This is a genomic window from Emticicia sp. (assembly GCF_049241225.1).
Lineage (GTDB): Bacteria > Bacteroidota > Bacteroidia > Cytophagales > Spirosomataceae > Emticicia.
Genome location: NZ_JBMLRC010000051.1, coordinates 7,604 through 26,291 on the forward strand (window position 1 = coordinate 7,604; position 18,688 = coordinate 26,291).

The following is an 18,688-nucleotide window of genomic DNA, read 5'->3' on the forward strand; positions in this document are numbered from 1 at the left end:
CTCTTACCTCAATAGATATTTTGCCCAATAATCGAGTAAAAATAAATTGGTATTTTGATGCTTATCAAGAGCCACTCGTAAAGGGTTTTCGTATCGAACGCTCCGAAAATAACGGGAGCTTTCAAGTGCTTTCTGATGATATTACGCCAAATCAGCGTTCGATTGAATTGGCTGAGCCTTTTCGTGGTGGAAAAGTATCGTTTCGTTTATTGAGCAAAACCACCAAAGATACGGTCGCTTCAACGGTTGTGAGTTATTTTGCTCCTGCTGTGGCTACTAACGCTTTTTGTTCGGCAGTTTCGGCAACTCTGCTGCAAGGTGTCGATAAACCAAATGTCTATTTATTTTGGCAGTTAGAGGCCAATTCGGCCAATTATGCAGGAAATTACATCGTTCAACGTTCGGTGGGTAAAGCCGCTTTTCAGACGATTGGAACAACTCTAAATCCATTTTTCTTAGATACAAATACTGAAGTTGGCGTCAGTTACAGTTACCTCGTGCGGTTGGCTACTAATAATTGTGCATCTAACGAAGTACCAATTACAGTAACTACGCAATCGGTGGGGCTTTGTCCGCAACGTTTTAAACTTAATTTTCTTACTGGAAAAGATAAAAAATCAGTGTTATTGAACTGGGACGCTCAGTTGGCAGATTTTGCAAAGTTTAATGTTTTCAGAAAAACATCTGAGTCGGGAGTTTTTGAGAATTTAACTCCTGCGGGAATCCGAACAACGGTCTTTGAAGATAAGACCGAATTGAAGCCCAAAACGAGCTATTTTTATAAGATTACTTCTCAAATTGAATCACAACCCCCTACAACTTGTGAATCGCCGATACTTGAAATTAAAAATTATTAATTTTTTTTAAAATTACTTTGCCATCTTATATTTTTTCTCGAAAATGTGCTATATTTGCATCACCCTATTCAACCTAACTCTTTTTTCGCTTCGGCGATTGTTCAACCCAACCTATTTCAACTGATTTGTAAGATTTTGAAATAAGTTTATCGTTCAAACCCGATAAAGAAGGTAGCAAACTAAAATTTGCTACCTTTTTTTGTGCCTACACCCAAGCCAAATTTTTTTAATTTTTTTAATAAATAAATCCAAAGTCATAGATTGTTCGTAAATGGTGTCAGGTAACAAAATAATCTTTTACGACAATGAAAAAATTCTTTCTCAAATTCGCCAAAGTGACGGGGGTGATCACACTCACATTTTTCGTCTCGATGTTGGTTTGGGCAAATTGGGAGGAGCCACCGCTTTCAGATAGACTTGATTTAAAACCTATACACTTAGCTGTATTTGATTTAGACAAGCAAGTAGATGCAGCCGATAGCTCTCTCATTTCGCAAAAACTTACTTCCACCAAAGGCGTAACAGCCTGTACGGTAAATCCACAATTCAAAACTGTAAGCGTGACTTTCTATGACGATGAGGTTTCAGAAGAAACCGTAAAATCGATTGTTCAACAAAAAGAACTCGTGGCCTCAAAAGTGAATTTTGCTACAATGGAAGGCCCCAAATGCCCAGTCCCGATGGAGTATATTGATTTCTTTACGAATATGAAAAAAACTCTTTGTTTGAGATAAGCAAAAGGTTTTTCAAAGAAAAGCAATATCATAAACCGAAATAATTCCTTTCAATCAATTCGGTTTCTTTCCCAAGACTTCTTTTTTCAATTGTTATCGCAAATACGTTTTTTGCGTTGATAGCTTTTTATTGCCTTTATTTTTCAAAGAATACATCTGTGATATTAAGTAAAGCTGTGAGTACATTTTTAAATTTTAAACTATAACCAATTTTTCAATTATGAAAAAAAGTATTTATTTACTGCTTGCAGGGGCAATGTTTTTCACTGCTTGCAAAGAAACGACCATGGAAGAAATGCCAAAGTCGTTGTATGTGCGTTTGGGTGGAAATGCTGCAATTTCGGCAGTAATTGACCAATTTATTGCTAATGTTGCGGCCGATACTCGTATTAATGCGTTTTTTGCTGATGCGGCTTCTGACCCAGCTCGTTTGACTAAGTTACGCAACAACCTTATTAATCAAGTTGGAGAAGCAACTGGTGGCCCGGAAAAATATACGGGTCTAAGCATGAAAGCTGCTCACAAAGGTATGAATGTGCAAGAAGCAGATTTTAATGCTTTAGTAGAAGATTTATCGAAAGCTCTTGATAAATTTAACGTTCCAATGACTGAGAAAAACGAATTGTTGGGTGCATTGGCAACAATGAAAGCAGACATCGTTGAGCCTAATGCTTCATTATATGCTCAGTTAGGTGGAAATGCCGCAATTACGGCAGTTATCGACCAATTTATTACGAATGTAGCGGGCGATGCACGTATCAATGCGTTTTTCGCGGCTGCCGCGGCTGACCCAGCTCGTTTGAATAAATTGAAAATGAACTTGATAAATCAAGTAGGACAAGCAACTGGCGGTCCTGAAAAATACACAGGTCTTGACATGAAAACTGCTCACAAAGGCATGAAAATTACGGATGCACATTTCAATGCCTTGGTAGAAGATTTAGATAAGGCATTGATGAAATTCAATGTGATATCGAAGCCAAGACGTGATTTATTAGGAGCGTTGGGTACTATGAGAGCCGACATCGTTGGACAATAATTATTTGGTTGTAGGACTTCATAACAAAAAAGGCGAAGAATTCTCTTCGCCTTTTTTGTTATTTTAATGTATCTTAAAAGATTATCGACTGTTGATTTCTCAAACTAATCCTTTAATTTCAACAACTTCGTTTACATCTGCTTGATAATCAACACCATCGAAGCCAAAACCAAATAGATTTAAGAAATCTGACTTATAACCGTTCAAATCACCAATTGCTGGAAGGGTTTCGGTGGTTGCTTGTTCCCACAATTCAGAAACTTTTGCCTGAATATCTTCAGCCATTTCTAAATCATCAATTCTGATTCTGCCTTTTTCGTCAGTTGGAACTGCTTCACCAGTATAAAGACGCTCCTTAAACAAGCGAACTATCTGCTCGATACAACCTTCATGAACGCCTTTTTCTTTCATTTTTTTGTACAATAATGAAATATATAAAGGAATTACAGGAATGGCCGAACTCGCTTGTGTTACCAAGGCTTTGTTTACTGATACATAAGCTTTTCCGCCGATGCTATCTAATTTATCAGAAATCTTGAAAGCGGTTGCTTCCAAATGGTCTTTAGCACGACCGATTGTTCCTTTACGGTAAACAGCTTCGGTTAATGACGGCCCAATGTATGAATAAGCAATCGTAAGAGCATTATCAGCTAATGCGTCAGCTTCGGTAAGGGCATCAATCCACATTTCCCAGTCTTCGCCACCCATTACGGCTACTGTGTTTTCAATGTCTTCCTCAGTGCAAGGAGCAATCGTAATATCGGTAACATTTCCTGTGTGGAAATCGACTGTTTTGTTTGTAAATGCATTGCCGATTGGCTTCAGAACCGAACGGTGCAATACGCCCGTAACTGGGTTTGTGCGTACTGGCGAAGCTAAACTATATATGACCAAATCAACTTTGCCCAAATCGGCTTTGATTAATTCGATTGTTTTATTTTTTACTTCCGTAGAAAAAGCATCACCATTGATACTTTTGGCATAAAGACCTGCTTTTTCGGCTTCTTGTTGAAAAGCAGCACTATTATACCAACCTGGTGAGGCAGTTTTGCCTGGGGCAGGAGCTTTTTCAAAAAAGACACCTATCGTAGCGGCATTTGAGCCGAATGCACTTGTAATTCTTGAGGCAAGACCAAAACCTGTTGAAGCACCGATAACTAAGACTTTCTTTGCTCCATCAATTGGACCCTGTGATTTTGTAAACTCAATTTGATTTAAGATGTTCTTTTCGCAGCCTGTTGGGTGTGCAGTCAAACATATAAACCCTCGCATTCTTGGTTCTATAATCATAATTTTATTTTTCTTAGTAAAAACCCAAAGGTACGAAGTTTTCTTGTATTTCTTACATTTATCTACTTTCGTAACCTTTACATTCCCGCCAAAATCGTCTTCAAAACAGCTTGTGCTGACCATTCACGGTTGGCGGCTTGCTGAACTACAACTGATTGATTATCAAGTACATAGTCGGTTACTTTGAGGTTTCTACGAACTGGTAAACAGTGCATGAAAAGGCCATTGTTGGTCAAATCCATTTTTTCTTTCGTTATCATCCAAGAAGGGTCTTGCGAAAGCACTTGGCCGTAGTGTGTATACGATGACCAGTTTTTACCATACACAAAATCGGCACCTTTGAGGGCTTCGTTTTGGTCGTAAATTACTTTGGCATTTCCTACCATTTCGGGAGCTAAATCGTAGCCTTCGGGGTGGGTGATTACAAATTCGTAATCGGTTTTATTGACCCATTCAGCAAACGAATTGGCAACGGCCTGTGGTAGAGGCTTGAAATGAGGCAGCCAAGTTAGCACCACTTTCGGACGAGCGGTTTTCTTAGTTTCTTCGATAGTTATCAAATCGGCCAAAGATTGGCAAGGGTGGCGAGTAGCCGACTCTAGATTAACGATTGGCACGCCTGCATACTGACGAAACTTTTCCATTACTATCTCTTTATAATCAGCGTCACGGTCTTTCAAACCTGCAAATGCACGTACTGCAATAATATCGCAGTAACTTCCAATCACGGCAGCGGCTTCTTTTACGTGTTCGGCTTTATCGCCGTCCATAATTACGCCATCTTCCATTTCGAGCTGCCAGCTATCTTGCCCAACATTCATCATCAAGACATTCATTCCCAGATTTTCGGCAGCTTTTTGTGTGCTTAGACGTGTACGAAGACTTTGATTGAAAAAAAGTAAACCAATGGTTTTGTTTTTTCCGAGTGCTTGGTCAGCGAAACGATTTGCTTTTTGTCTGATACCTTCTTGTACTAATTCTTGCACGTTATCAACATCGTGCAAAGAGATAAAATGTTTCATTCTGTCGTTACCCCCCCGCCCCTAAAGGGGAGCTAAAAATAAGTTTCAAATAGTATTACAATCTCCTTTAGGGATGGATATTGTTTACCCCCCCCCGCCCCTAAAGGGGAGTCAAAACCATAATTCCCCTTTAGGGGTTAGGGGTGTTTGGTGTGTCGTACAAAATCGCTCTGCTTACCTTCGCTGGCAGTGGTCCCATTGTTGTTAGTTTCAAAACCGCAATGTTTACACCCGCTTTAGCACAAGTTTCAATGTCTTTTCCTTCCAAGAATGCTGTCAAGAAGCCTGACCAGTAGGAATCTCCCGCACCTGTGGCATCTACAACTTCGATTTTTCGAGCTGCCATTTCAAACTTTTTGTTGCCATTTTCGTAAGAAATAATGCTTCCTCGTCCGCCCATCGTAAAACAAACTACCGACGCTCCCATGCGGTGAAGGTCGGCAATAGCTTCTTCGGGTTCGATAACTCTTCCGTACAAACGTTCGGCATCATCTTCGCTCATTTTTGTCAAAGCTCCGTGCTTGATGTATGCCTCAATTATCTGCATGGCTTCTTCTCGGTCAGGCCAAATTGTTGGGGCATAATTTAAATCAATACTCAACTGGCAACCCAGTTGTGCTGCACGTTCAGCAGCTTCAACAATGGTTTTTTGAGCTGGATTTTGGCTCAAAGCAAAGCAAGTTGTATGAAAAATAGCACTTTGGCTAAGTAATTCATCCGAAATATGCTTTGGTCGAATCATGCGGTCGGCGGTTCGATAAGCAATAAAATCGGGTGTACTTTTCGAGCGAGCCACAACCACAATACTTGATGGCTCTTGTTTATCTACACCAACGTGACTTACATCAACGCCAGTTTCACGGACTTTTTCTACTAAATATTTTCCTAAATTATCATCACCTACGCACGAAACAATGGCAGTATGATTACCCAAACGAGCCATGTTTGCGGCTAAATTTGAAGGACTTCCGCCCTGAAAGCGTTGGAATCTTTCAGCTGTAGAAATATCCTCCGTAATTTCCATTCCAATAAAGTCAGCCAGCAACTCGCCAACTGCTAAAAGTGCATATTTTCGTGTCATAGGTTAAAGTTTTTGCAAAGATTGTAGTATTTACTAAAGAATTAAAAAAATGCGATAGTAATTTTCTAAATTAGATAAAAAAACAGTCAATTTGACTTTAAAAGTTATATTTTAGAGTTTAATTTTTTTTGTCATCAAAAATAGCGGATAACTCAAAACCAAGAAAATAAGGGCATACATGCTGCTGTTAATATCTTGATAGACAGCACCCACAAGAAACATAATTGAGATAATAATCAATACAAAAGGAATGTAAGGGTAGCCAATGACTTTATATGGTCGAGGTAGATTTGGCTCTTTTCTACGAAGCATAATTACAGATGCAAAACCCGCAGCATAAGTCATCACGAAAAAGAAAACCGCAATGTCAGAAAGGCGTTCGCAAGTATCTTTTCCACTGATTATCAACAATATAGAGCAAATGCCTGTTAGCGGCATTGCTACGGCTGGCGTTCCGCCACTGTTTACTTTTTGAGCCAACTTAAAGAAAAGTCCATCTTTGCTCATCGAATAGATAACTCTCGGAGCAAACATGATTTGGGCGTTGAGCATTCCGAGAATCGAAACCATCAAGAAAAACGTAACGATTTTTCCCGATTTTTCGCCAAAAATCAATCTGATTGCATCGGCAGCGGCCAGTTTTGAGGTGGCTAGAACCTCAATCGGCATGATGTAGAGAATAGCCAAATTGACCAATAAATAGATAGAAATTACGACCAAAACGCCACTAATCATTGATTTTGGTAGGTTTTTGGCAGGATCGGTGTTTTCTTCGGTAAAGTAGGCGGCCGTGTGCCAGCCATCGAATGTGTAAAAAACTTGTTGTAATGCTATGATTAAACCAGTAAGTAAAGCTGGCTGTGCTACACGTTGGGTGGTGGCTACCAAATCTTGTGTTTTTACATCGCCACCGTAAATAAAACACATAAAAACAAAAGCAAATAGCCCGATAGCTTTCAAGAAAGACATAATTTCTTGCGATTTTCCCGCCGATTTTGTGCCAAGCCAGTGAAAACCCATCAAGACTATTAAGATACCAATGGCCATCCAACGAATGATTGGTTCGGTATCGGGCCAAATAAGAGCGATGTATTCACTCATGGTGTAGGCTCCAAAACCTAATGCCGCCACCGTGCCGAGCCAACTCGTAATGCCAGTTACGAACCCTACGTAATCGCCAAAGGCTCGACGAGCGTAGACATACCACGCACCCGCACGAGGAACCGAAACGCCCAACTCGATTGTGCAAAGTACGCCTAAGAAAGCATACACACTCACCAAAATCCAAACCAACATAATGAGCGATGGGTCGCCGAGATTGGCTGCAATTGGGCCCGGTTTGCGTAGTATACCCGTTCCGATTGTTCCTCCGACGGTTACGGCGATTCCAAAACCCACACCGAGTAATCTAAGAAGCTTGTTTGATTCTTCCTTTTGTATATCTTGATTCATTTAGATGAAATTTTTTCGTTAGTTTTGAAACGAAGATAAGAATTTATACTAAAAGTCAAAACCTTGATTATTATTGTAAGAGTATTGTTGTTTCGATAACTAATTGATCACTAGTGTATTTAGGTAAGAAGGTTTGTGAGGTGGGCAAAAAAAAATGGTCAGTTTTTCAACCGACCACCCTATCCATTTTAAACTCAATTAAGCTTCAAACAATTGTTCTGACTTAAATTATGAAACAAAACTACGACAATATATTATTTTAGGTAAGTGATATAAAATAGGTAAGTACTTAGACTAATTCAATTCATTTGACTCTTTGCAGGTTGTCGGCCGTTAGCCAACAACCCTCTCAGAGGTATATATATTTCATCATAGGTTACTAATTCTAAAAGAACAATGCAAATATATGCAAAGTTTTTTGATATTGCCAAGAGATATTTGCATTTTTTTGCAATATTTGTACAAATATTTGCAATGAAATCATGTTAAAAGAAGAAAGACAACGTTTAATACTCGAAAAACTCAATACTGATAAGAAAATTAACTTCGTAGAACTGGGAAAATTCTTAGATGTTTCGTATGATAGCATCCGCCGGGATATCATCGAACTGGAAGATAAAGGTTTTTTGAAGAAAGTACACGGAGGGGCAGTAGCTAACTCTTACCTGTCGGTGTTGGGTACAAAAAAGAACGGAGCGAGTAGCGAAGAATTGGGGATTTTATCAAGAAAAGCCCAGAAGTTTATCGAAAATCGTCAAACTATCATCATGGATGGCGGAACTACTAACTTTTTTATGGCCGAACAGTTGGCAAAAACGCTCGAGCTAACCATCGTGACCAACAGTGCCCCTTTGGCAATGGCACTCAACGAACACCCGCGAATTGACGTAATTTTGTTGGGCGGAACTTACTTTAAACGCTATCAGATTACACTCGGAAGTGAAGTTGCTCGCCAACTCGAACATATCAATGCTGATTATTATTTTATGGGTGTTAATGGGGTGCATCCTGTAAAAGGATTAAGTATTCGTCATTATGAGGAGTCATTAATCAAGCAAAAAATGATGCAAGCCGCCAAAAAAACGGTTTGTTGTATCATCGAAGAGAAAATAAATGTGCAAGAAGCACACAGAGTTTGCAATTTTCAGCAATTAGATTTGATGATTACAAATCTAAAGCCAACCGACCCAGCACTAAAAGATTTTCAGAAGCAAGGAGTGGAGATTATTTAAGTAGTCCACAGTCAATGGTCGACAGTCCACAGTGGTGTAAAGTATTTATTAGAAATGGTTTACACAAAATATATGTGTCGTTTGTTTTCAGCTATTTACTTAATTACCCGCTGAAATCGCAGATATTTGCAGAATAGGACGCATAACTTCAGCGGTTTTCTGCGAAATCTGCGGGAGAAAAATAAAAATATTAATAAGCTAAATCGCAATCAAAATGCAACAGAAATACCTTTTTGCCTTACTTTTAATTATAGGGTCATTTAGCATAAAAGCTCAAATTGTAGATGATTCTCTTTTAATCGAGGGCAATCATAGAAGTTTTCATTTCTTAAAATCAGCCAAACCTAATGCTTCGTTGGTGTTTGTGTTGCATGGTTCGGGCGGAAATGGTACGCAAATGCGAGCAAGAGCCAAATCGCTGGAGGGAATTGCTCCAACCGAAAATATTTTATTGGTTTATCCTGATGGTTATAAGAAGTATTGGAACGAATGCCGAAAAACAGCCAATTCGGCTGCTAACTTAGAGAATATCAACGAAAATGCTTTCTTTGGGTCGATGATTGATTACTTCAAAGAGCGTTACCAAATCAACGAAAAACAAGTTTTTGCAGTCGGCACTTCGGGTGGGGGACACATGGCTTATAAATTGGCTTTGACAATGCCCGAGAGATTTAGAGCCATCACGGCCTTGATTGCCAATTTGCCCGACACCAATAACATTGATTGTGAAGAAAAACGCAGAGCCATGCCCGTGATGATTGTCAACGGAACGGCCGATAAAGTAAATCCGTACGAAGGCGGCGAGGTAATTACAAATAACATTAGCTTAGGGTTAGTTCGCTCAACCGATCGAACGTTTGCCTACTGGTCGTCGTTGGCGGGTTATAGAGGTAAACCTCAAATGCAAAATTTACCCGATACCGACCCAAAAGATGGCAAAACAATAGAAAAATATACTTTCAAAAAGAAAAGAAAACCAGAAGTAACACTACTGAAAGTTATCAACGGCAAGCACGATTACCCTAATGATATTGACGTGCATTTGGAAGCTTGGGAGTTTTTCAAACGAAGTATGAAATGATAAATCTGCCTGAAATAGATAAAATTGCCTATATTCGAGTAGAAAAAGGGAAAATCCTAAGCACAAAATCGAGAGGAAAAACGAAGTTTTATATTCCTGGTGGAAAAAGAGAAAACAACGAGACTGACGAAGAAACGCTCATTAGAGAGATTCGAGAAGAGTTGAATGTTTCTATAATTTCGGCAACAATCAATTATTTCGGCACTTTCAAAGCCCAAGCTGATAGCCATGAAGTTGGCGTAATCGTAAAAATGACTTGCTATTCGGCCGAATATGAAGGAAATTTAGAACCCTGTAATGAGATTGAAGAAATAAAATGGCTTTCGTTTGCTGACCGAGACGAAGTTTCAGAAGTAGATAAACTCATCTTTGATTTCTTGAAAGAAACGGGTGAATTAATTTAAGTAGTCCACGGTCTATGGTCGACAGTCTACCGTAGTATAAAATATTAATAATGAATGTTTTACACAAAACATGAGTGTCGTTTATTTTTAATCATCTACTTAAAATGTTCTTTCAATTCTCTCTGATGGCTCAATACCATAGCTTTTATTTTTTGAACGCTGATAAAACTGATGCAAGCAACGCTGATTTTCGCTAATTTCTCGAAAATCCGTTGAAATCAGCACAGTCCGCCGTTGCGGTTACAATAGTATCAGTGTCATCTGCGTTCTATTTTTTTTAATATTGATGGCTGTGCAATGAACCTTAAAACTTGATTTATTGACACATATTTTCTACAACTATTTTGGTGCTACGCACCATACAACAGTTTCACTTATCCTCGTCTAAACACTAAAATTCTCCGTTTATCATATTTTTTATATTTTCAGCAAATTTATTTAGCCTATAATCGTTATAGACTGGATTGATTTTTGCTAATTTAGTAGCAGCAATTCAATGCCATTTTGAGCATTATCATTGCCGATTATCCATTTTAAAAACACCTGTCTGTAATATGAAAAAGCCAAGTTTGTTTGCTAAGGCATTTTTGAGCATAAGTTTGTTGACGATTTTTATATCGGCAACTCCCCTCAATGACGACCCACCAAGTAAAAACGAAACGATTCTGCGATACGTTGGAGCAATGCTCGAACAAGGACATTATAGTCCGAAAAAAATTGATGATAATTTCTCGAAAGAAATCTTTAGCGAGTTTTTGAAACGCCTCGACCCAAGCAAACGTATTTTGCTCGAAAAAGACATAGCCAAACTTCGCAAGTTTGAAACTACGATTGATGATGAAATTCATGGTTCGCCACTGGCATTTTTTGCGGCTGCTGACGAAATCTATAAAAACAGAATCGTTGAGGCTGAAGAAATGTATAAGCAATACATCGAAAAACCATTTGAGTTTACGAAAGATGATGTGCTTGAGTTAGATGCCGATAAAGTAGATTTTGCCTCGAATGACTCAGAAAGAAAGGAGCGTTGGAGAAAATATCTGAAATGGCAAACACTCGACCGCTACATTGATGCCCAAGAAACGCAAGAAAAAAACAAAGACAAGAAAGATTTTGTGGTAAAATCTGACCAAGAATTGGAGAAAGAAGCACGTGCGAAAGTAAAAAAAGCAATGGACAAGTATTTTGACCGTTTGCGTAATAAATTTGACGAAAATCAACGCTTTGCGATGTTGGTCAATACTATCACTAACGAGATGGACCCGCACACTGATTTCTTTCCACCAGTAGAAAAACGCTCGTTTGATGAGCGTTTGAGTGGTCGTTTCTTCGGAATCGGAGCTTTATTACAGCAAGAAGATGATAAAATTAAAATCAAAAGCGTAACAACTGGTGGTCCAGCGTGGAAGTCGGGCGAGATTCAAGCCAATGATTTTATTGTAAAAGTAGCCCAAGCAACTGGCGAAGCCGAAGATATTACGGGTTATACAACTGATGATGCCGTGAAACTAATCAGAGGAGCAGAAGGCTCAGAGGTGAAAATTACGGTTCAAAAACCTGACGGAACGCTAAAAACTGTTTCGATGATTCGTGCAGAATTGAAACTCGATGAAACCTTTGCTCGTAGTGTAATTATCAACAGCGGTAAACACAAAATCGGTTTGATTGATTTACCTGCATTTTACGCTGATTTTCAACGCCCCCAAGCGGCTCGTTGCTCACAAGATGTAGCCAAAGAAGTAGCTCGACTAAAAGCCGAAGGCGTAGAAGGAATTATTTTGGATATAAGAGATAATGGTGGTGGTAGCTTGCAAGAAGTGGTAAATATGGTAGGTTTATTCATCAAAACTGGCCCAGTTGTGCAAATCCGTGACCGTGCTGGTCGTCCTTCGCAGATGGGCGATAATGACCCTTCGGTGCTTTACGATGGCCCGTTGGTGGTGATGGTCAACGAACGCAGTGCTTCGGCTTCTGAGATTTTCGCCTCAGCTATTCAAGATTACAAGCGTGGCGTTGTGGTTGGTTCGAGTTCTACTTTTGGTAAAGGAACAGTACAACGTGCATTCCCAGTTGGTGGAAATGGAACTGGAAGCGGTGCTGGCGATTTAGGTGCGGTGCATCTTACACTACAAAAATATTATAGAGTAGATGGTGGTGCAACGCAGCTAAAAGGCGTAGAGTCTGATATTGTTTTGCCAGGTTTATACGAAGCCTACAAGGTGCGTGAAAAAGATAGTCCAAATGCACTTGTGTGGGACGAAATGCCGAAAGCATCTTACCAAACTTGGACTTACGCACCTGATTTGGTGGCTTTACAACAAAAAAACCAAGAGCGTTTATCTACTAATGATGTATTTAAGCAAATAAAAGATAATACAAATATCTTGGCTGATAACCGTAAAACGGCTCGTTCGTTGGAAATCCAAAAATACAAGGCTCAACAAAAAGAAGTAAGAGAGATTTCAACGAAAGTTAGAAATTTAACTCAACTCAAAGAGGATTTATCAGTAGCCAATTTATCAAGCGATTTAGAAGCTATCAATTCTGATTCGTTGAAGAAAGATAGAAACGACTTTTGGGTAAAATACTTGAAAAAAGACGTTTATCTCGGCGAAACGCTTAACATTATGAGCGATGTGATTCAACAGAAGGGAATGGCCTTGAAGAATTAAGATTAGACCACGGTCGAAAGTCCACGAGTCAACAGTTTTAGTATAAAATGTAGTTAATAGAAAGCCCTCGCAAGATTACATTTTGCGAGGGCTTTGTTTTGTAGTAATTTATATAGCTATGACATTTTTTCAATTGCCCTCAGCTTTAGCTGGGGGTTAAAAGCACAAAATCAATTCGGCTTTAGCCAAAACTACCAGTAATTTTGGCTAAAGCCGAATAATGTTACTTGTCTTTAGTCCGTTGGCTAAAGCCAACGGCAATTTATTTCTTTTCAAAATAATTATGGTTCTACCTACCGAAAACTGTGCACTTAAAAAACTATCGTTTAAAACTCTTAAACCAGCTCCAAACTTTCATCATAATTACCCCAAAAATAGCTTCTTGAAAAATCTTGGTTGACATCTTCGAGACGCCTTTTGTGCGGTCGGTGAAAATGATTGGCACTTCTGTAATATTGAATTTATACAAAAAGGCGTTGAATTTCATTTCAATCTGAAAAGCGTAGCCAATAAATGTAATTTTATCGAGCGGAATTGTCTTCAAAACTTCTCGACGATAGCAAATAAAACCACCCGTTGGGTCCATGATTTTCATGCCCGTAATCATCCGTACATATACGCCCGCAAAGTATGACATCAACACTCGGCCCATCGGCCAGTTGACAACGTTTACGCCTTTAATATACCGAGAACCAATAGCCACATCATAGCCATCTATTTTGGCGGCTTTATACAAACGCACCAAATCTTCGGGATTATGCGAGAAATCGGCATCCATTTCATAAATAAACTGATAACCTTTTTCTAAAGCCCACTTAAAACCGTGAATATATGCTGTGCCTAAACCCAATTTTCCACTTCTTTCGATGAGGTGCAGATTTTCGGTAAACTCGTTTTGTAGTTCTTTTACTTTCTTCCCAGTACCATCGGGCGAGCCATCATCCAAAATCAAAACATCGAAGGCTTCGCTCAAACTCATGACTTTCCTGATAATCGCTTCTACGTTTTCGATTTCATTATAAGTCGGTATAATTACAAGATTTTCTTTCAAAGTATATAGTCAGGTTTAGGATTGCACTTAAATAGTCCATAGTCCAAGGTCAACAGTCGGCAGATGGCGGCGTTCCGTTCGTTCCACTGTGAGTTGTCTCAATTATCTATCTACGTTGACTTATAAATGGTTGTAAGTGTTTGTTTGATAATCAGTATTTTATGCCACTATGGACTGTCGACTATTGACCGTGGACTGTTTAATACAATCAATATGCCATTTTTTTCTTTTTCTTCAATTCCTCCAAATTTTTTAGCACATTATCGTAGAGCTTGGTCATTTGTTCGGGATTTGTTACATAATAGTTGTAACTTGCTCTATAACGTGCCGTATCGGTTTTATATTTTGTCATTATTTGCTGCTCAAGGTACTTATAAGCGATTTTCGTAGAGTCATAATCTTTGAATGACAATCGGCTTACTTGTGCTTCGGTCAGATGTATTTCGGCCAAAATTTTTGCCATCGTAGCCTCGTCAATCGCATCTTTTGGTCGGCTGGGGGTATTATCACAAGCCAATAATGCCAAAATTATACCTAAAACCAAGAATATTTTTTTTGTCAGCATTTTCACTTTATCTTCGTTTCTAAAAATATCTTAAAGAACTGTTTATTGACTTTAAACAACAAATTACGGAAAAATCTAACAAAATCCATGCGTTAAATTTTCTTAATTGATTTGTTATTTTGAGAAACAACAATGAGATTCTGATTTTAAAGTTGTTTAGAATATGGTGAACAATTTGAAAATCGGGTCGCCGAAGCGATTGTTCTTTAAAAATTTTCAATTTTACATTATCAATTATTCATTAATCAAGTGGTAGAAAGTATTATTTCAAAACTTAATAAGTACGAGATTAAAATCCGAAAAGCCGTGAATGGTCACATGCACGGAAACTTCCGTTCGGTTTTTAAGGGCTCTGGCTTGGAGTTTAGCGATTTGCGTACCTACCAATACGGCGATGACGTTCGGACGATAGATTGGATCACGACCGCCAAAGGCGACGGGGCTTACGTAAAGATTTTTAAAGAAGAAAAAGAGCAAACCGTGTTTTTTATGCTCGATGTGAGTAGCTCGCAGGAAGTAGGAAACAGCGGACGCTTAAAAATAGATACCGCCAAAGAAATCTGTGGAGTTTTGGCACTTTCGGCCATAAAAGAGGCTGGTCATGTAGGGCTTTATTGTTTTTCTGACCAAAAAGAGCTGTATTTCAAACCCACAAATGGCATGAAACACGGCTACGAACTTATCCTAACGCTCTTTAAGATGAAGCCAGTTTCGCAGAAAACCGATATTCCATCGGCCATTGGTTTTGCTTTGAATATGCTTCGCCGAAAGAGCGTTGTGATTTTGATTTCTGACTTTCTGGATAAAGATTACGAACATAACCTCAAGGCTTTGGCACGTAAGCATGATTTGGTGGTGGTGCATGTATATGACCAGCGAGAGATAAAGTTGCCAAGCCTCGGAATTATTCCAGTTTTGGACAAAGAAAGCAAAAAAACAGTTTGGTTAAATACTTCTTCGCCATCGTTTAAGCGTGAAATGAGAGAGGTTTTTGAAGATAATCAGAAACGTTTAGAAACTCTGTGTAAGCAGCACAATGCCAATTATGTGGCCATTGATTCGAGAGAAGACTATGTGCCGAAACTAATTCAGTTATTCAGAGTAAGAAAGTAAGCAATAGAGAAGAAGAAAAAGGTTTAAAAAGATAAAAATGCCAATCAGAATTATACAAATACTGAAGTCTGCAAATAGTATCTTATTGATAATCAGTTGTTTGTTGGTTATAGAAAACAGCTATGCTCAAAAGCCTATCGGTAGGTTTCAAACCGATAGCATCGAACTCGGCCGCCCGATTGACTATACGCTCAGCTACCATCATAGCCCGTCGGCTGAAGTTTTTTTTCCTGACACAACTTATAATTTTTATCCGTTTGAGATAATCCGCCGAAATATTTTTCCGACATCAACCACCAATGGGGTCAGTACCGATAGCGTGGTTTATACGCTCGTGACTTTCGATATAAGGAAAACCCAAAAACTGGAGCTTCCGATTTATCTACTCTCAAAACGTGACTGTACGGCGGTTTACTCGTTGGCCGATTCGGTTTTTTTGAAAGAAATGATAAAAACCAGTGTCGATTCTCTGCAATTAAAGACCGATACTAAACTTTTACCGTTATCTCAGCAAGTAAATTACCCGAAGATTCTAACATACATTTTGGGACTTTTGGGCATTGTACTTATCATTTATGCGTTCTTTGGTCGTTTCATTCGCAAGCAATATACTTTGTTTTTGTTTGGTCGTCGGCATAAGGATTTTCAGACAAATTATAAGAAATTTACCCGTTCTACCTTAGATGATGTGACCATTGGTAAAGCATTAGTTTTGTGGAAAAAGCACCTTGAATGGCTTGAAAAACGCCCGTATAGTTCATATACCACAAAAGAAATTATTTCGAGATTACCTAGCGAAAGTTTAGAGGAGGCTCTTAAAGAAGTCGATAGTGCCATTTATGGTGGAATTTTGTCAACTCAAATGCCATTGGCCATGAATGTTTTGCTTGATAAAGCTACCGAACTATACAAAAATCGCCGAGAAGAGTTAGCCGCCAGCCTGTAATAGTTGGACAAGTTTCTAACTTGTCAGTTGATGAGGAAAATTAAAAACTAAAAATTACTTCTATTTTGATGAATCAGTCAATCGAAATCATATTATCTGATAAAACCCTCAACGAACAAGCCTGTTTGGATTTTGTAAAAACCGATGACTCTGGTGGAATCGTAACATTCGTCGGAACGGTCAGAAATCAAACCAAAGGAAAGCGAGTACTAAGACTTGATTTTGAAGCTTACGAGCCAATGGCAGTTTCGGAGATGAAAAAAATTGCCGAGCAAGCAGTAGAGAAGTTTTCGCTGAAAAAAATAGCCATTTATCACCGAGTTGGAAGCCTCGAAATTGGCGAAGTTCCTGTCGTCATTGCGGCTTCGGCGGCACACCGTGGAGCGGCTTTTGATGCCTGCGAATATGCCATTGATACGCTCAAAGAAACCGTGCCGATTTGGAAAAAAGAGATTTTTGAAGATGGAGAAGTATGGGTTTCGGCTACGCCTTGATTAATTTTAACTATGCAAATAGAAGAGATAAAACAGAAAATATATGATTTGTATGATGAATGTTTGGACAACTTAGGCCAATTTCATCGAAAATTAGATTTGTTTATTGTTCCAGTAGAACTTGCCCAGAGAATAAAAGAAATAACCGATTTAGATGTGTCAGACCATTGGGTGTGTATTGACAATTATGGTATTTTACATACACTCGAACAACACGGAAACCCGATTTCAGAAGCTAAGAGAGGGCAAGTTGCGATAGAAAAAGAGGATTTTTTTAAGATGCTTGACGTTTTTCTGTACCCAGAAGAAATAGTTTTGGTAGGAAAAACAAGCCACACTCAAAAGCCTATTTTACAATTTGTTAGGCAGATTGAGGATAAAGTTTATGTTGTGAAAGAAGTAAGGACAATTACGAGTAAAAAGAAAAACAAACTGAGTCGTTTGGTTTTTCATACCATGTATAAAATTAAAGCCACTAATCGGACTGCTGAGGCAGTTGATTAACGGCTTTAAAACCTACGAGTTATGAAGCACGAAGCCATCCTACTCAATACGTCCAAAACGCTTAGGTGATACAAAAATACATTTTTTTCATAAAAAGTCAAATAGAAAATACATTTGATTTTATTCGCTCAAATTCTTCCTTAGTATTTACATTTTTCAGGAAATCAAGATTACTCAACTTAATAATTTCGGTATCATTTTTTTGCAGAAAAACCTTAGGGCTTTTGTTGCCCGTTTCTACATATTTAGTCAGTAGTTGAAAGGCTTTTGGCTCGTAAATCGTAAAGAGTGGGTCGGGGGCATTGGTTTCTGGATTCAGAAATGCCGTTGCTACTTTCTCTTTAATTCGGTGATTTATTAAAGTCTGAAAGCTGTTTTCATCAATCAAAGGCATATCGCAGGCAGCTACCAACCAAGCACTATTTGGATTGAAGTCAAAGGCCGATAAGATTCCTCCCATCGGTCCGAGTGTGTAAGTATCAATAATGCTTCGCTCGGAAAATTGTTGTTCGGCTCGGCACGAAAAATAGACTTCTGAACAGTATTTTTTAGCTAAATCGAACAGATATTCTCGTTGAGGTTTACCGTGATAATTGAGTAAACCTTTATCAGTTCCCATCCGAGAGCTTTTGCCGCCGATTAAGATAAGAGCATTCAATTTTCCTCTAATTTAAAATCTTTTTTACCACCAGTTTTTTCAATCAAGCGGGTTTCTTTGATGATGATGTTGTGTGAAAAAGCCTTACACATATCATAAATTGTCAAGGCTGCCACACTCGCACCAGTTAGGGCTTCCATTTCGATGCCCGTTTTGCCAGTGAGCGAAGCCGTACATTCGACGATAACTTCTCGTTTATCATTCAAAAAAATGTTGATTTGGCAATTTTCGAGTCCGAGCGGGTGGCAGAGCGGAATCAAATCTCCAGTTTTTTTGGCGGCCATCACACCTGCAATGATAGCGGTCTGAAAAACAGGCCCTTTTTTAGTATGGATTTCTTCGTTAGTTAGTCTCTCCAAAATAGCATCATCTAAAATTACGATGCTCCGAGCTTTTGCGGTGCGTCGAGTAATGGCTTTTTCGCCTACATCAACCATCGAAGGGTTGCCAGCGGCATCTATGTGCGTAAAATTTGTCATTTCTGTGGTGCGAA

General features: G+C 38.9%; 19 protein-coding genes. 11 read left to right on the forward strand and 8 right to left on the reverse strand.

Annotated features, from left to right (window positions below; all coding sequences use genetic code 11):
- The 3 genes from ACOVO2_RS03375 to ACOVO2_RS03385 form a co-directional block, all read left to right on the forward strand.
- The coding region (locus ACOVO2_RS03375) for a hypothetical protein (RefSeq protein WP_421768613.1) at window positions 1-857 on the forward strand (857 nt) is incomplete at its 5' end.
- A gap of 305 nt (window positions 858-1,162) precedes the next feature.
- Window positions 1,163-1,591: a hypothetical protein gene (locus ACOVO2_RS03380; RefSeq protein ID WP_421768614.1), complete on the forward strand. Its 429-nt coding sequence runs from the start codon at window positions 1,163-1,165 to the stop codon at window positions 1,589-1,591.
- A 220-nt stretch (window positions 1,592-1,811) separates the two neighbouring features.
- Complete coding sequence (locus ACOVO2_RS03385; RefSeq protein WP_421768615.1) at window positions 1,812-2,630, forward strand: group I truncated hemoglobin; 819 nt, start codon at window positions 1,812-1,814, stop codon at window positions 2,628-2,630.
- A 99-nt stretch (window positions 2,631-2,729) separates the two neighbouring features.
- Here the strand turns inward: ACOVO2_RS03385 and fabV are convergent, their stop codons facing one another.
- The 4 genes from fabV to ACOVO2_RS03405 all read right to left on the reverse strand — a co-directional run bounded on the left by fabV (window position 2,730) and on the right by ACOVO2_RS03405 (window position 7,475).
- Complete coding sequence (gene fabV, locus ACOVO2_RS03390; protein WP_421768616.1) at window positions 2,730-3,920, reverse strand: enoyl-ACP reductase FabV; 1,191 nt, start codon at window positions 3,918-3,920, stop codon at window positions 2,730-2,732.
- Window positions 3,921-3,997: 77 nt separating this feature from the next.
- Window positions 3,998-4,942, reverse strand: a complete 945-nt coding sequence (locus ACOVO2_RS03395) for an N-acetylornithine carbamoyltransferase (protein ID WP_421768617.1) — start codon at window positions 4,940-4,942, stop codon at window positions 3,998-4,000.
- A 130-nt stretch (window positions 4,943-5,072) separates the two neighbouring features.
- Complete coding sequence (locus ACOVO2_RS03400) at window positions 5,073-6,023, reverse strand: carbohydrate kinase family protein (RefSeq protein WP_421768618.1); 951 nt, start codon at window positions 6,021-6,023, stop codon at window positions 5,073-5,075.
- Window positions 6,024-6,134: 111 nt separating this feature from the next.
- The gene (locus ACOVO2_RS03405; RefSeq protein ID WP_421768619.1) at window positions 6,135-7,475 is read right to left on the reverse strand and encodes an APC family permease; all 1,341 of its coding nucleotides are present in this window, start codon (window positions 7,473-7,475) and stop codon (window positions 6,135-6,137) included.
- Window positions 7,476-7,957: 482 nt separating this feature from the next.
- Between ACOVO2_RS03405 and ACOVO2_RS03410 the strand changes: the two genes are divergently transcribed.
- The 4 genes from ACOVO2_RS03410 to ACOVO2_RS03425 all read left to right on the forward strand — a co-directional run bounded on the left by ACOVO2_RS03410 (window position 7,958) and on the right by ACOVO2_RS03425 (window position 12,864).
- Window positions 7,958-8,707 (forward strand): DeoR/GlpR family DNA-binding transcription regulator, encoded by a 750-nt coding sequence (locus ACOVO2_RS03410; RefSeq protein ID WP_421768620.1) that lies wholly within the window; start codon window positions 7,958-7,960, stop codon window positions 8,705-8,707.
- A gap of 214 nt (window positions 8,708-8,921) precedes the next feature.
- Window positions 8,922-9,788: an alpha/beta hydrolase family esterase gene (locus ACOVO2_RS03415; protein WP_421768621.1), complete on the forward strand. Its 867-nt coding sequence runs from the start codon at window positions 8,922-8,924 to the stop codon at window positions 9,786-9,788.
- Window positions 9,785-10,192, forward strand: coding sequence for an NUDIX hydrolase (locus tag ACOVO2_RS03420; RefSeq protein WP_421768622.1), 408 nt, complete (start codon window positions 9,785-9,787; stop codon window positions 10,190-10,192). The genes ACOVO2_RS03415 and ACOVO2_RS03420 overlap by 4 nt, the downstream gene beginning before the upstream one ends.
- 554 nt (window positions 10,193-10,746) lie before the next feature.
- The gene (locus tag ACOVO2_RS03425) at window positions 10,747-12,864 is read left to right on the forward strand and encodes a carboxy terminal-processing peptidase (protein ID WP_421768623.1); all 2,118 of its coding nucleotides are present in this window, start codon (window positions 10,747-10,749) and stop codon (window positions 12,862-12,864) included.
- Window positions 12,865-13,183: 319 nt separating this feature from the next.
- On the opposite strand, the gene ACOVO2_RS03430 is transcribed toward ACOVO2_RS03425, so the two are convergent.
- Both ACOVO2_RS03430 and ACOVO2_RS03435 read right to left on the reverse strand, forming a co-directional pair.
- Complete coding sequence (locus ACOVO2_RS03430; protein WP_421768624.1) at window positions 13,184-13,915, reverse strand: polyprenol monophosphomannose synthase; 732 nt, start codon at window positions 13,913-13,915, stop codon at window positions 13,184-13,186.
- A 208-nt stretch (window positions 13,916-14,123) separates the two neighbouring features.
- Window positions 14,124-14,480: a DUF4296 domain-containing protein gene (locus ACOVO2_RS03435; RefSeq protein WP_421768625.1), complete on the reverse strand. Its 357-nt coding sequence runs from the start codon at window positions 14,478-14,480 to the stop codon at window positions 14,124-14,126.
- Window positions 14,481-14,729: 249 nt separating this feature from the next.
- Here ACOVO2_RS03435 and ACOVO2_RS03440 point away from each other — a divergent pair, with 249 nt between their 5' ends.
- From ACOVO2_RS03440 to ACOVO2_RS03455, 4 genes are all read left to right on the forward strand, one after another.
- Entirely contained in the window at window positions 14,730-15,593 is an 864-nt protein-coding gene (locus ACOVO2_RS03440) for a DUF58 domain-containing protein (protein WP_421768626.1), read from the forward strand.
- A 37-nt stretch (window positions 15,594-15,630) separates the two neighbouring features.
- Window positions 15,631-16,539: a hypothetical protein gene (locus ACOVO2_RS03445; protein WP_421768627.1), complete on the forward strand. Its 909-nt coding sequence runs from the start codon at window positions 15,631-15,633 to the stop codon at window positions 16,537-16,539.
- A gap of 68 nt (window positions 16,540-16,607) precedes the next feature.
- Window positions 16,608-17,033, forward strand: a complete 426-nt coding sequence (locus ACOVO2_RS03450; RefSeq protein WP_421768628.1) for a molybdenum cofactor biosynthesis protein MoaE — start codon at window positions 16,608-16,610, stop codon at window positions 17,031-17,033.
- Window positions 17,034-17,045: 12 nt separating this feature from the next.
- Window positions 17,046-17,537, forward strand: coding sequence for a hypothetical protein (locus ACOVO2_RS03455; protein ID WP_421768629.1), 492 nt, complete (start codon window positions 17,046-17,048; stop codon window positions 17,535-17,537).
- 97 nt (window positions 17,538-17,634) lie between these two features.
- Here ACOVO2_RS03455 and ACOVO2_RS03460 read toward each other — a convergent pair whose 3' ends face one another.
- Both ACOVO2_RS03460 and moaC read right to left on the reverse strand, forming a co-directional pair.
- The gene (locus ACOVO2_RS03460) at window positions 17,635-18,195 is read right to left on the reverse strand and encodes an NTP transferase domain-containing protein (RefSeq protein ID WP_421768630.1); all 561 of its coding nucleotides are present in this window, start codon (window positions 18,193-18,195) and stop codon (window positions 17,635-17,637) included.
- Window positions 18,192-18,674, reverse strand: coding sequence for a cyclic pyranopterin monophosphate synthase MoaC (moaC, locus tag ACOVO2_RS03465; protein WP_421768648.1), 483 nt, complete (start codon window positions 18,672-18,674; stop codon window positions 18,192-18,194). The genes ACOVO2_RS03460 and moaC overlap by 4 nt, the downstream gene beginning before the upstream one ends.
- Window positions 18,675-18,688 lie beyond the last annotated feature (14 nt).